The organism is Myceligenerans halotolerans (assembly GCF_054782975.1).
On sequence record NZ_BAAGRL010000045.1, the window covers coordinates 226,009 to 238,884 of the forward strand.

General features: G+C 68.4%; 17 protein-coding genes. 9 read left to right on the plus strand and 8 right to left on the minus strand.

All coding sequences use genetic code 11. The features are described from left to right. Nucleotides 1-91: 91 nt before the first annotated feature. Nucleotides 92-2,308 (plus strand): carbohydrate binding domain-containing protein, encoded by a 2,217-nt coding sequence (locus ACYVK5_RS22775; protein WP_460708263.1) that lies wholly within the window; start codon nt 92-94, stop codon nt 2,306-2,308. Here the strand turns inward: ACYVK5_RS22775 and ACYVK5_RS22780 are convergent. Further along, the gene (locus tag ACYVK5_RS22780) at nt 2,212-2,709 is read right to left on the minus strand and encodes a winged helix-turn-helix transcriptional regulator (RefSeq protein WP_460708264.1); all 498 of its coding nucleotides are present in this window, start codon (nt 2,707-2,709) and stop codon (nt 2,212-2,214) included. The genes ACYVK5_RS22775 and ACYVK5_RS22780 overlap by 97 nt on opposite strands. 80 nt (nt 2,710-2,789) lie before the next feature. Between ACYVK5_RS22780 and ACYVK5_RS22785 the strand changes: the two genes are divergently transcribed. Next, nucleotides 2,790-3,320 carry an SDR family oxidoreductase gene (locus ACYVK5_RS22785; protein ID WP_460708265.1) on the plus strand — a complete coding sequence of 177 codons (531 nt, stop codon included), beginning with the start codon at nt 2,790-2,792 and terminating at the stop codon, nt 3,318-3,320. Here ACYVK5_RS22785 and ACYVK5_RS22790 read toward each other — a convergent pair. Next, the gene (locus ACYVK5_RS22790) at nt 3,249-4,052 is read right to left on the minus strand and encodes a phosphotransferase family protein (protein ID WP_460708266.1); all 804 of its coding nucleotides are present in this window, start codon (nt 4,050-4,052) and stop codon (nt 3,249-3,251) included. The genes ACYVK5_RS22785 and ACYVK5_RS22790 overlap by 72 nt on opposite strands. A 171-nt stretch (nt 4,053-4,223) precedes the next feature. Next, nucleotides 4,224-4,793: a hypothetical protein gene (locus ACYVK5_RS22795; RefSeq protein ID WP_460708267.1), complete on the minus strand. Its 570-nt coding sequence runs from the start codon at nt 4,791-4,793 to the stop codon at nt 4,224-4,226. Between the two features lie 90 nt (nt 4,794-4,883). Between ACYVK5_RS22795 and ACYVK5_RS22800 the strand changes: the two genes are divergently transcribed. Further along, the gene (locus ACYVK5_RS22800; protein WP_460708268.1) at nt 4,884-5,816 is read left to right on the plus strand and encodes a threonine/serine dehydratase; all 933 of its coding nucleotides are present in this window, start codon (nt 4,884-4,886) and stop codon (nt 5,814-5,816) included. A 45-nt stretch (nt 5,817-5,861) separates the two neighbouring features. On the opposite strand, the gene ACYVK5_RS22805 is transcribed toward ACYVK5_RS22800, so the two are convergent. After that, the gene (locus ACYVK5_RS22805; RefSeq protein ID WP_460708269.1) at nt 5,862-6,308 is read right to left on the minus strand and encodes an HhH-GDP family DNA glycosylase; all 447 of its coding nucleotides are present in this window, start codon (nt 6,306-6,308) and stop codon (nt 5,862-5,864) included. A 121-nt stretch (nt 6,309-6,429) separates the two neighbouring features. Here ACYVK5_RS22805 and ACYVK5_RS22810 point away from each other — a divergent pair, with 121 nt between their 5' ends. Continuing rightward, nucleotides 6,430-6,747, plus strand: coding sequence for a hypothetical protein (locus ACYVK5_RS22810; protein WP_460708270.1), 318 nt, complete (start codon nt 6,430-6,432; stop codon nt 6,745-6,747). 27 nt (nt 6,748-6,774) lie between these two features. Here ACYVK5_RS22810 and ACYVK5_RS22815 read toward each other — a convergent pair whose 3' ends face one another. From ACYVK5_RS22815 to ACYVK5_RS22830, 4 genes are all read right to left on the minus strand, one after another. Continuing rightward, the gene (locus ACYVK5_RS22815) at nt 6,775-7,443 is read right to left on the minus strand and encodes a nucleotidyl transferase AbiEii/AbiGii toxin family protein (RefSeq protein WP_460708271.1); all 669 of its coding nucleotides are present in this window, start codon (nt 7,441-7,443) and stop codon (nt 6,775-6,777) included. After that, nucleotides 7,443-7,964 (minus strand): helix-turn-helix transcriptional regulator, encoded by a 522-nt coding sequence (locus ACYVK5_RS22820; protein ID WP_460708272.1) that lies wholly within the window; start codon nt 7,962-7,964, stop codon nt 7,443-7,445. Before ACYVK5_RS22820 ends, ACYVK5_RS22815 begins: the two co-directional genes overlap by 1 nt. A gap of 382 nt (nt 7,965-8,346) precedes the next feature. Further along, a complete protein-coding gene (locus tag ACYVK5_RS22825) occupies nt 8,347-8,505 on the minus strand; it encodes a hypothetical protein (RefSeq protein ID WP_460708273.1) in 159 nt (52 codons plus the stop codon). Nucleotides 8,506-8,654: 149 nt separating this feature from the next. Then, nucleotides 8,655-9,560, minus strand: coding sequence for a hypothetical protein (locus ACYVK5_RS22830; protein ID WP_460708274.1), 906 nt, complete (start codon nt 9,558-9,560; stop codon nt 8,655-8,657). 150 nt (nt 9,561-9,710) lie between these two features. Here ACYVK5_RS22830 and ACYVK5_RS22835 point away from each other — a divergent pair, with 150 nt between their 5' ends. The 5 genes from ACYVK5_RS22835 to ACYVK5_RS22855 all read left to right on the plus strand — a co-directional run bounded on the left by ACYVK5_RS22835 (nt 9,711) and on the right by ACYVK5_RS22855 (nt 12,706). Beyond that, the gene (locus ACYVK5_RS22835) at nt 9,711-10,229 is read left to right on the plus strand and encodes a hypothetical protein (RefSeq protein WP_460708275.1); all 519 of its coding nucleotides are present in this window, start codon (nt 9,711-9,713) and stop codon (nt 10,227-10,229) included. 141 nt (nt 10,230-10,370) lie between these two features. After that, nucleotides 10,371-10,943 carry a type IV toxin-antitoxin system AbiEi family antitoxin domain-containing protein gene (locus ACYVK5_RS22840; protein WP_460708276.1) on the plus strand — a complete coding sequence of 191 codons (573 nt, stop codon included), beginning with the start codon at nt 10,371-10,373 and terminating at the stop codon, nt 10,941-10,943. Next, complete coding sequence (locus ACYVK5_RS22845; protein WP_460708277.1) at nt 10,940-11,347, plus strand: nucleotidyl transferase AbiEii/AbiGii toxin family protein; 408 nt, start codon at nt 10,940-10,942, stop codon at nt 11,345-11,347. The genes ACYVK5_RS22840 and ACYVK5_RS22845 overlap by 4 nt, the downstream gene beginning before the upstream one ends. A gap of 340 nt (nt 11,348-11,687) precedes the next feature. After that, a complete protein-coding gene (locus tag ACYVK5_RS22850; RefSeq protein ID WP_460708278.1) occupies nt 11,688-12,125 on the plus strand; it encodes a helix-turn-helix domain-containing protein in 438 nt (145 codons plus the stop codon). Next, nucleotides 12,125-12,706, plus strand: a complete 582-nt coding sequence (locus ACYVK5_RS22855; protein WP_460708279.1) for a PIN domain-containing protein — start codon at nt 12,125-12,127, stop codon at nt 12,704-12,706. The genes ACYVK5_RS22850 and ACYVK5_RS22855 overlap by 1 nt, the downstream gene beginning before the upstream one ends. The last annotated feature ends 170 nt before the right edge of the window (nt 12,707-12,876 follow it).

Consider the following 12,876-nt stretch of genomic DNA (forward strand, 5'->3'; position numbering starts at 1 on the left):
GTCCGACCGTATCGAAAGTTTCGGGGGGTCGCCGGGAGAAACAGTTCGAGTCCCTGGCCTGCACGACATGGATCAACAACGGAGTGACACCATGCGCAACAGGAAGACCCGCACGAACCTCGCCCGACCGCCGGCGCTCGTCATGCTCGTGGCGACGGCTCTCGCCGCCGGCGGAGCAGCTGCCGTCGGCGAAACGGCCGCGGCCGCGGCCGGTCAGCCGGTGGTGTTCTCCAGCGACTTCGAGAACGGCACGATCGAAAGCTGGGTGAGTCGTGGCGGCGTCACGCTCGAGGCCAGCGACGCGCAGGCCGCCTCGGGTGAGTACAGCCTGCTCACCACCGGACGCACCTCGGCCTGGAACGGGCCGGCGCACAACATGCTGGACGTCGTCGAGGCGCTGGGCGTGTACGAGTTCTCGGTGAGCGTCCGGCTCGCCGAGGGTGAGGATCCCGCCGACATCAAGCTCTCCATGGAGACCACCTCCGAGGAGACCGGCGAGACCAGCTACCCGGGCATCGCGACCGCCGCCGTCGTGACCGACGGGGCGTGGGTCGAGGTGACGGGGACGTACGAACCCGCCGAACGCGCGACGAAGCGCCAGTTCTACGTCGAGAGCAGCGACCCGACCCTGTCCTACTACATCGACGCGATCTCGGTCACCCAGCTCGAGGCTCCTCCGGTGATCGACCTGCCCACCGAGGAGTCGGCCACCGTCGACTTCACGGCCCACGAACAGGAGATCGACGGCTTCGGCTTCTCCCAGACGTTCGGCCGCGCGCAGAACCTGCGCGACCTTCCCGCCGACGCGCGCCGCGAGGTGCTCGACCTCCTGCTCGACCCCAAGGCGGGCATGGGCATGACCATCCTTCGCCTCGGGATCTTCGGGATCCAGCCCCGGGACCCGGGCGGTCCGGACGCCGATCCGCAATATGTGTGGGACGGCGACGACGGCGGTCAGCTGTGGCTCGCCACGGAGGCGGCCGACTACGGCGTGCAGCGTTTCTACGCCGACGCGTGGAGTGCCCCCGGGTACATGAAGACCAACGGCTCGGACACCGACGGCGGTGAGCTGTGCGGCAGCCCGGGCACGGACTGCGGCGAGGACTGGCGGCAGGCGTATGCGGACTACCTCGTGCAGTACGCGAAGTTCTACGCCGAGGAGGGCATCGACGTCACCGACCTCGGATTCACGAACGAGCCGGACTTCACGACGTCGTACGAGTCCATGCGGTTCGACGACGCGCAGATCACGGACTTCCTCCGCGTCTTCGGTCCTACGGTCGAGCGGTCCGGCCTGGACATCGATATCGCGTGCTGCGACGCCGCCGGCTGGGACCGGCAGGTGCAGTACTCGCAGGCGATCGAGGCCGACCCCGAGGCCGACCGGTGGGTGGACGTCCACACCGGCCACAGCTACGTCACCTCGGCCCGCGGCCCCCTGCCGACGGACGCGAAGACCTGGATGTCGGAATACGCCCTTCCGGCCACCGCCTGGAACGAGCTCTGGGACGGCGGGGGTGCCAACTCCGGGCTGGCGCTGGCCAACGACATCCACGACACGCTGACCGCTGCGCAGGTCAACGCCTACGTGTCGTGGTTCGGGGCGTCCCTGAACAACACGGCTGCTCCGATCCAGATCGACGGCGACACCTACCACGTCTCCAAACGCCTGTGGGCGACCGCCGCCTACAGCCGGTTCGTCCGCCCGGGAGCCCACCGCGTGACCGCCGGGACGGAGGGGCAGCAGCTCAAGATCTCCGGCTTCCGCAACGCGGACGGACGCCGCGTCGTGAACGTGATCAACAACCGCGACACCGCGCTCACCCTGGACCTCGAGCTCCAGGGCGCGGAGGCGGGCGATTCGCTGACCACCTACCGCACCGACGAGGGCCACGACCTCGCGGCGACGTCGAACACCGAGCTCACCGGCGCGTCCACGCGCGTCGACCTGGAGCCACGGTCGCTCACGACGCTCGTCATCGACGACGACGACGGCAACGGTGACGGCGAGGGCGACGTCTGCACCGCCACGGTCGAGACCGTCGGCTCCTGGCCCGGGGGCTGGCAGGGCCGGGCCACAGTCACCGCCGGCGACGCCGCGCTCGACGGCTGGGACGTCGCGTGGCAGATCCCCGACGGCCAGGAGGTGAGCCATGCCTGGCAGGTGGAGTGGGATCAGGCCGGCGCGACCTTCACGGCATCGGACGCCGGCTACAACGCCGAGGTCCCGGCGCGGGCGAGCCGGACGTTCGGTTTCGTCGCCACGGGCGAACCGGCGTCGGACCTGGACGCTTCCTGCAGCGGATGACCGGCCGGCACGCCGGGCGGGTGGTGCGAAGGATGTCCTGCCGTTTCGTCGCCGGCTCGGGCGCGCGCGGTAAGGATCTCGGGGACGTGAGTCTCGGCCCACTGCCGCACGGCGCGCAGCGGGACCAGCAGGGAGAGGCCGAGGTCGGTGAGGGCGTACTCGACGTGGGGCGGGTTGCCACCCAGGTCGGTGCGCCGCACGAGCCCGTCGGCCTCCATCGCGCGCAAGGTCTCGGTCAGAGCCTTGGGCGTGATACCGCGGATGTGGTTCTTCAACTCCGTGAACCGCTTGGGTTCGTGCTCCAGGGCGTTCACGACGAACACCGTCCAGCGGGCGCCGATGCGGTGCAGCACGGTGCGGCTGGGGCAGGTGGCAGCCATGACGTTGTATGCCTTGCCCATCGACGCCTCCCGGTAGCGTTGTAGATACCGGTAGCGAATCTATACCGTCCAGGTCATGAGCGAAAACCTTGCTGGCAAGCGTGTCCTGGTCATCGGCGGCGGCCGAGACGCTGGGCGGCTTCGACCATGTGGTCTCGACCGCCTCGGCGCACCGCGACGTCCCGATCCCTGACCTGGAGCACGCCAGGGTCGTCGCCGCGTTCGGCGCGAAGGTCTTCGGGCCGCTTCTGCTGGCCAAGCACTTCGCGCCGACGATGCCCGACGGCGGCTCGTTCCTGTTCTTCTCCGGCATCGTGGGCTGGAAGCCCAAGGGGGGCACCGTGGTCAAGGGCGCCGCGAACGCCGCTCTGGCAGCGCTGGTCACCCATCTGGCCGTGGAGCTGGGCCCGCTGCGGGTCAACGCGATCGCCCCGGGGATCACCGATTCCGGCGCCTGGGACGCGTTGCCCGACGAGCGTCGCACGGCCCTCCTCGGCAACGCCGCCACCGGATCCCTTCTGGGACGGGTGGGAAGCCTGGACGACGTCGCGGACACGGCCCTATGGCTCCTGGGCGCCGGCTGGGTCACGGGCGAGACCATCCACGTCGACGGAGGCACCCGCCACCGCTGAGAGGGATCTGAGCACGTCGAACTCGCACCCCGGTTCATCCGGATCGAAGCCGTGCTCGATCAGCCAGCGCGACACCACCAGACTGCGCAGTGACCACCAGGCGCGGATCACCTCCCGGTCCGCGCCGGCGCCGTAGCCGGCAAGCAGGTCGTCCAGTCGTTCCTCGTGCCCGAGCGTCAAGGTGGCGAGGTCGAACATGGCGTCTCCGGGGGCGGCCCCCGACCAGTCGATGACGCCGGTGACCTCGTCGCCGTCGACGAACACGTGGGTGATCTGCAGGTCACCATGGATGAACACCGGCTTCCACGGCCGGAGCGCGGCCTCGGCGATCTCGCGGTTGCGCCGGACGACCTCGGCGGGCAGAACGCCGTTGGCGAGCAGCCACGCGCACTCGCGGTCGAGTTCCGCCGCCACATCCTCGAGCCTGCGCCCCGGCCACGGCGGCAACGGCGCGTCGTGCAGCCTCCGTATGGCGGCACCCGCCGCAGCCCACGCCGCCGGCGACGCGGCCGACGGTTCGCCGAGGACTCCGAGCGCCTTGCCGGGTACGGCGGCGATCGCGAGCACGGGCGGCTCGCGCCAGAGGATCGCCGGGGTCGGTACCGGCGCCATGGCCATCGCCCGCACCTCGACGTCGGCGTGCGCCGGGTCGCCGTCGACCTTCAGGAACACGTCACCGACGCGCAGCGTCGCACGCTGACTGTGCGCGACGACCACTTCGACATCTTTCATACCGGCCATCCTGGCGAGGACGGCCGCCCGTGTCACCGGAATTGACCTGGGTGGTGACGGAGGTCGAACAGGGGGGCCGTCGGCTGTGACGAAGCGATCCAGGACGTGCCCCGCCCGCCTGGCCGACGCGCTGGCCTGCGGCCTCGTGGTGCGGGCCGCGGCTCGCACCGATCAACGGGTGGCGCAGAAGTCGACTGCCTCCTTCTCGAACTCGGCTTTGGTCCGGATGACGTGGACGGACTCCTGGCGTGCTTCGCTCCAGCGGACACGCAGGAAGTCGCCCTCGTCGAGCTTCTCCAGGTCGTCGCGGGAGACGTCCGGAGCGTAGGCCAGTCCTGAGGCGTCAGAAGTCGCCGACACGGTGTAGACCGTGGCGGGGTCCATCGCGTCCAGGATCTCGGGACCGATCACGATCGACGCGGTGCTGGCGTGCGGCTTGTCGGCGGGCACGTTGAACAGCGGGGCACCTGGGGGCCGGGACTCGGACAAGGGGTCGTGGGTGTCGTCGGTCTGCCTGGCGGTGGAGTCGTCACTCGTGCCGCGCGCTTCATCGATCCTCAGAGCCAGCGCGGGATCTTCGCACATCCGGACCTCGGCCACGATCTCGCCGTCGTGACGCGTCAGCGCGACGATGCCGAGTGGATCGGGCGTGCAGCCGGTGAGCGTCGTGGCGACCAGAGCCGCGAGACCTGCACGCCGGACTGCTCGCCCGACACGCATCGTCCTGGACGGAGCATTCACGCGGGAAAGTATCGTAGAGGTCGAGAATGGCCTGCAAGGGTGTGCTGACCGATCCGGGTCCGACGCGCTCGACGCCCGGAGGAGGACCCCATGGTCGACGTCACCCGCGACACGATCCGCGCCGCGGAGAGCCTGATCCGCCCGTACATCCGCCACACGCCGGTGCTGGACGCCGACCTGGCCGACTTCGGCCGCCCGGCCCACCCCGTCGCGCTCAAGCTCGAATGCCTGCAGCACTCCGGCTCGTTCAAGGCGCGCGGTGCCTTCACCAACCTCCTGACCCGCGACGTGCCCGACGCCGGCGTGGTCGCGGCCTCCGGCGGCAACCACGGGGCCGCCGTCGCCTACGCCGCGGCCCGGCTCGGGATCCCCGCGACGATCTTCGTGCCCAGCGTGACCTCACCGGCCAAGGCGGACCGCATCCGCGGATACGGAGCCAAGCTCGTCGTGGGCGGCGAGCGGTACGCCGACGCGCTCGCCGCGAGCGAGGAGTTCGTCGCGAGCACCGATGCCCTGACCGTTCACGCCTACGACCAACCGGAGACGCTGATCGGGCAGGGCACGCTCGGGCTGGAGATCGCCCGGGACCTGCCGGACATCGACACGCTGCTCGTCGCCGTAGGCGGGGGTGGGCTGATCGGCGGCATCGCGGCCTGGTTCCGCGGCGACGTGCGCATCGTGGCCGTCGAGCCGGAGGGCGCCCCGACCCTGCACCGCGCGCTCGCGGCCGGTGCCCCGGTGGACGCGCCGACCGAGGGGATCGCCGCTGACTCACTCGCACCGCAGCAGGTGGGCCGACTCATGTTCCCGCTGGCCCAGCAGTTCGTGGCCGGGTCCGTGCTGGTCACCGACGACGCGATCGCGTCGGCCCAGGTCTCCCTATGGGAAGCGGTACGGGTCGTAGCCGAGCCCGGCGGTGCGGCGGCGCTCGCGGCCCTGCTGTCCGGGGCCTACGTCCCCGAGCCGGGGGAGCGGGTGGCGGTGCTGGTGTGCGGGGCGAACACGACCGCTGTCGCGTTCTGACCGACGACGGCGCCGGCTCCCCGGGTCGTCAGGGCCTCTCTCGATTCAGCGTCCGAGCGGCTCGACCGTGGTCAGAGACCGGGCGACGCGGTCGAGGGAGCCGGGGATGGTCGCGTAGTAGGCCCACTTGCCGCGCTGGGTGCGGGTGAGGATTCCGGCGCCAACGAGGCCAGCAGGCGCCGCACTCGACCAACCCGGGCCGCGGCCTCGATCCGCTCCGTCGTGAGTGGCACCGGTGGCGCCCAACCGTGTCGGCCCGCCGTCGGCGCCGGGGTCGGTCCAGATGCGCGAGGCGTCGCCGTCGTACTCGTCGACGACGGCCTGGGCGAGGGCCTGGACGCGTCCGGCCATGGATCGTCCGTAGCGGTGGATGGCCGGGGGAGTGGTGGACAGCTCGACGAACCGGTCCGGGTCGGTCTCGGCGATCACCTGCGGATCCATCGACCCGAGCCGGTCGAGGATCTTCCGCGGTCCCGCGAACGCGTGCTCCATCGGATACTGCTGGTCCCGGGTGATTCCGACACGGGCGATGTGTCATCTGTAGGGTTCATCGGGCTGGCAACCTATGGTGTGTCTCCCAAGAGGCCTTCTGCGGCTCTGGGATGATCTGCGTATGGCTGACCACCGCTGGGGCATGCTCGTTACGGCACGTGCTGAGATTCTCGATGCTTTCGCCTCGGACGCGGTGGGTCGGGTCGAGTACGTCTCAGCGTTTCCGGACCAGGTGGAGTTTTCCGTCTGGCTCGGAACGTCTACGGATGCCGAAGCCGACAGGCTTCGGTCGCAGTCAGGCGTTGTGGTACGGGTGGCTGAGGTGTTGCGACGCGTCGGCTTTCGTGATGCCGAGTTGGCTGGCCTCGGCGTCGTTGTGCAGTCGCAGGAGACCGTGGAGCGTGACTGTGCAGGAAACTGGTTCTATGCGTTGCGCTGAGCGCAGTCATCCGAGATCTTGAACGGTTCAGCTCTCGTTCGCTGGTTCCTTCGAAGGCGGAGGCCTGTTGCCGAGCGTGCGCTGCCAGTCGGCGAAAAAGTCCCGCAGCTTGTTGACCTCGCCCGGCGGTACGGGGATCTCGTCGTCGGTGAACCGCTGGTGGCTGCCGATCATCTGGGCCAGGATCGTCCGGTCAAACCCAGGGTCCTCGGCTTCCGCTTGGGCCAGCAGTGCGTCGGTTCCGAATCGCTGTGCCAGGACGTAGACGTCGGCGAAGTCGCGTGCCTCGGCGCGGCCGAAGAGTGCGAGCAGCTTGCGCCCGGCCAGGTCCAGCGGCGCGAGGGTGGGGCCGAGGACGGTCATCGTCGGCGGAGCGGCCGGGGGTGTGTCGACCGCTAGGTCGACGAGGACGTCGTCCATGCCGTTACCGACGATCAGGCGGCAGAAGGTCGCGCCGTCTTGCACGGACGTCGCATCCCAGCCTCGGGCATCGAGCGCTGCGAAGAACGCTTCTCGTGCGGGCGCGATCGTTGTCTGGCGTCCGTGGGTGAACAGGTCGAGGTCCTCGGTGGGGCGGTCGATGAGTTCCGAGGCGATCAGCGCTGCCCCGCCGGCGACGGTGTATCCGGCCGAGGCGGGCAGGCTGAAGAACAGCCGCGCCACCTCGACCTGGAACGGCGTCAGGGCAACGTCCATCACGCCGCCTTCTCGGCCCTCGTGCGCGTCACCAGCGGTTCCCACGCCGCGTGCACCGGCCGAGGCAGGACCAGCTCGTCCCACAGGTCGGCGAGCAGTACCCCGTCGATGTAGGTGAGTACGTCTTCCGGTCCGCCCTCGCGTAGCACGATCTCGTAGACCCGAGCGCGCTGGCGGCGGTCGCGCAGGTCGAACGCCCGGCCGCGATCGGACCAGTTCAGGTGCAGCGGCAGGCATACGGTCGCCAGTGCCGTATCGGCACTCAGCCGCGGCAGGACCGTCGGCACCAGGACTGGGCGTCCCCGCCCGCCGGGATGCTCGACGAACTCGACGCGCGGTTGCAAGGCCAGGTCAAACCCTGCCTCGGCGACGATCCGCTCCGCCGTGGACAGTGCCGGTGATTTCCGGCCGTGCTCGTATGCCGACAGGGTGGTCCGAGACGTCCCCGCCCGCACCGCGAGGGCAGCCTGGGACAGACCCGCCGCCACACGGGCTTCCTGAAGCAGATTTCCACGAGTCATGGAGACGATTGTATCCGATCGGATACCTAGCGCCTATGCTGCCGCATCGGCATCTGCACCAGGCTGGGTGACCAGGGTCGATGAGTCGAACCAGGTGAACGGGTGATGTTCTTGGATGGCTACGGGCAGGAAGGTCGCTGGAGGGTCGAGGAAGTCTCCGATCGGGTAGCGGCTCGATGCGAGGAGCCACTCCTCCAGGTTCTCCCAGATGTCTCGGTCGTTGAGTTCGAAGAGTCCGCTGGCGTCGGCGGAGACCGAGGTGGCGTCTGTCTCCTACCGTCGCCAGGTCGCGAGGCTGACCCCGCCTTCCGTGCCGCGTCTGACTGAGTCAGTCCGGCTGCCTTCCGCTGCTCTCGTTGAGTGCTCACTGAGTGATCATGGCTCAGCTCGCAGCCCTCGCGGCTGCTTTCTTGGCTTTCTTGAAGTCGCGGACTTTCTGGAGGGTTTGCTGCTGGTCCAGCAGCACCGCGACCACCACCGCGAACGGATGCTCGTCCAGCACGACATCGGCCTCGGGCAGTCCTGTGACCTGGAAAGACATGCGGTCACTCCTCCTTTCGCTGTTAAGGGCTAGCGGAGGTTCTGGTCCCGGGTGATTCCGACACGAGGGATGTGTCCGGAGCGGCTCGCGTGTCGGTGCGTTCTGCTCACTGTGTGTGGTTCGAAGAGGGCTGGAGGGCGAGGGGATGTTCACCAGAGCCGTGTCCACCACCGTTCGAGCCACCGTTCGTAGAAAGCGTCTTGCTCGGCCAGGGTGCCTACCTTGTTCAGCGGTGCGGGGGCGAAGATGTCGACCAGATCCCTGGTCCTGGGGTTGCGCCAGGCGCGCAGGAGGTAGGCGAGCCGCCCGCCGGACATCGATCCGCTCATGCCCGAGACGCGGGCGTCGATCCGGGCGCCCTGGCAGCACATCTGCACGCCGGCCGGTTCCACGACCGCTCGCAGTGCTCGAAGCGCGTGCCAGGCGTCGAAGTCTTCGACTTGCCAGGACTGGCCGTCAGGTGCCGTCAGCCGCAGTACGTGGTCCCGATCGTTTTCGGTCACCGTGAGGTTCCACGTCTCGGTGGTGCCGTTGCGTAGGACGGTGAGGGGTAGCGACGCGGCCTCGTTCTGGACGTCCGGCGGGCGATCGAGGGCGGCGACGGCCTGGTCGCGGACCCAAGAGTCGACCTCGTCACTAGCGCGACCCGTGTGCTCGAGAATGTCGTACTCGTCGTCGGCCTCCACGAATGGCTGGGCGGCGTCCAGCTCGTCGTGCCCGAACTCGGAGTGCGCCCACCTGGTCAGCTCTCGTGGACTGAGGTTCCCGGCGAGTAGCGCTTCGAGCTTGCGTCGCAGCTGGGCCGTTGCCACCTGCGGCATCGTCGGGAGCTGAAGATCCAGCTCATGTACGACGGCGTCGGCCGTCTGGCCCAGCTCGGACCAGGGATCGTCCGGGTATCGCCCGGCGAGTTCGGCCAGCGCGGGGGAGTCCAGTCCGGCGACCAAGGCGTCGACCGCAGCTGCGATGAGAGTTTCACGTGTGGCGGGGCGGACGTCGTCGTGAAACACGCGGATCGCCTCCGCCAGCCGAGTGCGGGCGTGATCAGGCTCCATGGCGGGCAACCTACCCGCCGCCGGCGCGACGGCGGAATATGTACTCGTCCGCTGCGGTGGCGATCGGTGACGTGCTCACCGGTGTCGGGTCAGTTCCAACCCGCCGTTAACAGCTGGATGTGCTTCAGCCCGCCTATATGATCCGGGCCCATGATGGAGAACCTCGTAGAAGACCGTGATGCGACGATCTTGGGCGCGCGGTGGCTGCAGTGGGCGGCTTCGATGGGTGTTTCTCGACACCCGATCGCGGACCAGTCAGGTCGAGATGCCGGTCGCAAGCAACCGAACGACGTCTGGTTCGTCGCTGGGACGTTCGGTGGACACGCACAACGTGAGTTCTCGCTTCCCGCTGGCCGCCGGTTGTTCCTGCCTGCGTTCTGCATGTGGTCGACCGGACCGCTCGATCCTGCGAACTTTGGTCGAGCGTTCGGGAGTGTGGACCTGGACGGACGCGCCGTCGAGCTCACGCCCGCCGGCACGGCCGCCGTAAGGATGCGCGGTTCGTTGGCGAACCCTGTCACAGGGTTCCAGCTGTGGTCGAAGCGCTACGTGTTCGGACTCTGGGCACTGGTGCCACCTTTCGCGCCTGGGCAGCACCAACTCGCGGTTCGTGGGGGAGACGGCTACGGCTTTGAGACCGAAGTCGACGCCGTCATCCATGTCGTCTGAGAGGCCTCGTGCACTTCCACGAATGGCTTGCGTTTGTCCGACATGCCGGATCTGTCACGCGTGATGGCCGCGCCATGCTGTCGCGATGCGTTCCTAACTGTATACAGGTACCCTTGGGGTGTAAGCAGTTAGGAGTTCCACATGGTGTCCTTTTCGGCGGTGCTGACTCTTGACGACGCGCGAGCTGCTGGGCTGCGCAAGGACCAGGTGTATCGCATGGTTGAGAGCGGTGAGTTGGAGCGGGTTGCGAGGGGTGTGTTCATCCGCCCTGACCTGATCGATCCGACGTTGGTTCCTCTCGCGGCGGCAACGGCGCTCCGGCCTCAGGCGACGATGTGTCTGACCAGTGCGCTGGTCCACCATGAGCTGAGCGACGCGATCCCGTTCGGTCCAGACATCGCGCTGCCGCGGGGAGTTCGTCATCCGGCGGGGTTCGACCACGTGACCTGGCACAGCTTCGATCCCGCGACGTTCAACGTCGGGCGGATCAGGCTGGATGACGAGGGGGATCTGGAGTTATGGGTCTACTCCGCCGAGCGCACCATAGTCGACAGCTTCCGCCTGGCCCATCACGAAGGCATCGATGCGGCCCATACGGCGCTACGTCGCTGGGTGCGCCGACGGGGGAACTCACCTGCCGCCCTGCTGGCGACGGCTGGCGCGTTCCCGCAGTCCCTGCCCCGCGTTCGACAAGCTCTGGAGATTCTGCTGTGACTCGACCTACTCGCGACACGCCGTCAGGTCGCGCCTACAACGACCTGCGGAACCTGGCCCGCCGCGACGGCCGTGACGTCGCCGAATACCTGACTCTCTACGCCCTCGAAGGTTTCCTGGCCCGCCTGGCCGTGTCGAAATACGTCGAGGACTTCGTGCTCAAGGGTGGTGTCCTGATGGCGGCCTTCGCCGCTCGTCGGCCCACGCGTGACGTCGATCTTGCCGCGTCGGGCTTCCCGAACGACATCGACGACGTCGCCGAGCGGGTGCGTCAGATCGTCGCTGTCGATCTGGACGACGGTCTGGGTCCGGGCATGGCCCGGACTCTCGCGAACCGGTCGTCACCGGAGGTGGCCTCGCGCCAGATGCGGGTGGCGTCGCCGTCGTACTCCTCGACCACGTGACGGGCCAGGTCTTGGACGCGGCCCGCCATGGAGCGTCCGTAGCGGTGGATCGCCGGGGGAGTGGTGGCCAGTTCGACGAACCGGTCGGGGTCGGTCTCGGCGATCACGGCCGGGTCGATCGACCCGAGCCGTGACTTGATCTTCCATGGCCCGCGGAACGCGTGCTCCATTCCGTACGGCTCACCCCAGACGATTCCGACACGGGCGACGTGCCGGGCGTGTGGGCAGGTTCGTTGGCTGCTCCCGCGGGGGCACCAGGTTGCCGTTCTGGACCTCTCGGGCCACACGATGTAGATTTCGTTTGTTGCGGTTAATGCGTCTGCTGCGATAGGAGGTCTTCATGTCTGCTGCAAAATCGCTTGTTCCCGAGCCCGCCGACGCGGAACTGGCCCAGTCGGCGCTTCCGGCGTTCGAGGCCGCATTGCGGGCGGATGGTCCTGTGCACCTGCGTTTCGGCGAGGGGGCCGATGTCGTGGTGCCCAGGTCTGCTCTGGCCGCGTTGACTGACGTGCTGGCGAGTATCGCGGACGGCGAGACGGTCACCGTGGTGCCGGCCAGGTCTGAGCTGACCACTCAGCAGGCGGCTGACGCGTTGAACGTGTCGCGCCCGTTCCTGATCGGACTGTTGGAGGCCGGGGAGATCGAGTATCGGACTGTCGGGACACACCGGCGGGTCGATGCGTCGTCGTTGGTCGCATACCAGCGTCAGGACGACGCGAAACGGCGTCGGGCTGCTGCGTCGCTGACCGCGGAGCTCGACGAGTTCGGGATCGGCTGATGCGCGAAGTCGTGGTGTATGACGCCTGTGTCCTGTACCCATCGACGTTGCGTGACGTGCTGATTCGGGCGGCAATCGCCGGCCTGGTCCAGGCGCGATGGTCCGAGCAGATCCTTGACGAGGTGTTCCGCAACCTGGCGGCCGATCGCCCTGACCTCGACTCTGCTCGTTTGGCGCGCACGCGTCGCCTCATGAACCAAGCGATCCGGGATGTGAACGTCACAGGCTACGAGCACCGTGTAGATTCGCTCGCTCTGCCCGATGCGGACGATCGGCATGTGCTCGCCGCAGCGATCGAGTCCCGCGCCGCATTGATCGTGACACGGAACCTCAAGGACTTCCCTGCTGAGGCGCTGGCTCCGCATGACGTGCAGGCGCGGCATCCTGACGCGTTCCTCCTGGGTCTGCACTGGCAGCGGCCTACGGCATTGCCGCGGATCGTCGCTGACATCGTGGCAGACCGTCGCGCCGGCGCGACGGTGGACGATGTGCTCAAGGCCCTTTCGACGGATGCCCCGTCCGCTGCGGTGGCGATCGGTGATGCGCTCGCCGGTGGCGGGTCAGCTCCAACCCGCCGTTGACAGCTGGATGTGTCGTGAGGTCAGGCCGGGGTTCGTCGGCCCCGGCCTGGCCGACAGAGCGTGGGTTCGAAATCGCTGGGCCGGGACGTAGGCGTCGGCAAAGTCGCGTGCCCACGGTCTCGTACCGTCGTGGCCAGGATCCATAACTCGGCACGTCGCGGCGCGCTACG

Excerpts from the sequence above, each read along its gene's own strand:
- ACYVK5_RS22775 (WP_460708263.1), top strand. The coding sequence starts at position 92 with ATGCGCAACAGGAAGACCCGCACGAACCTCGCCCGACCGCCGGCGCTC.
- ACYVK5_RS22780 (WP_460708264.1), bottom strand. The coding sequence starts at position 2,709 with ATGGGCAAGGCATACAACGTCATGGCTGCCACCTGCCCCAGCCGCACC.
- ACYVK5_RS22790 (WP_460708266.1), bottom strand. The coding sequence starts at position 4,052 with ATGAAAGATGTCGAAGTGGTCGTCGCGCACAGTCAGCGTGCGACGCTG.
- ACYVK5_RS22800 (WP_460708268.1), top strand. The coding sequence starts at position 4,884 with ATGGTCGACGTCACCCGCGACACGATCCGCGCCGCGGAGAGCCTGATC.
- ACYVK5_RS22805 (WP_460708269.1), bottom strand. The coding sequence starts at position 6,308 with ATGGAGCACGCGTTCGCGGGACCGCGGAAGATCCTCGACCGGCTCGGG.
- ACYVK5_RS22810 (WP_460708270.1), top strand. The coding sequence starts at position 6,430 with ATGGCTGACCACCGCTGGGGCATGCTCGTTACGGCACGTGCTGAGATT.
- ACYVK5_RS22815 (WP_460708271.1), bottom strand. The coding sequence starts at position 7,443 with ATGGACGTTGCCCTGACGCCGTTCCAGGTCGAGGTGGCGCGGCTGTTC.
- ACYVK5_RS22820 (WP_460708272.1), bottom strand. The coding sequence starts at position 7,964 with ATGACTCGTGGAAATCTGCTTCAGGAAGCCCGTGTGGCGGCGGGTCTG.
- ACYVK5_RS22825 (WP_460708273.1), bottom strand. The coding sequence starts at position 8,505 with ATGTCTTTCCAGGTCACAGGACTGCCCGAGGCCGATGTCGTGCTGGAC.
- ACYVK5_RS22830 (WP_460708274.1), bottom strand. The coding sequence starts at position 9,560 with ATGGAGCCTGATCACGCCCGCACTCGGCTGGCGGAGGCGATCCGCGTG.
- ACYVK5_RS22835 (WP_460708275.1), top strand. The coding sequence starts at position 9,711 with ATGATGGAGAACCTCGTAGAAGACCGTGATGCGACGATCTTGGGCGCG.
- ACYVK5_RS22840 (WP_460708276.1), top strand. The coding sequence starts at position 10,371 with ATGGTGTCCTTTTCGGCGGTGCTGACTCTTGACGACGCGCGAGCTGCT.
- ACYVK5_RS22850 (WP_460708278.1), top strand. The coding sequence starts at position 11,688 with ATGTCTGCTGCAAAATCGCTTGTTCCCGAGCCCGCCGACGCGGAACTG.
- ACYVK5_RS22855 (WP_460708279.1), top strand. The coding sequence starts at position 12,125 with ATGCGCGAAGTCGTGGTGTATGACGCCTGTGTCCTGTACCCATCGACG.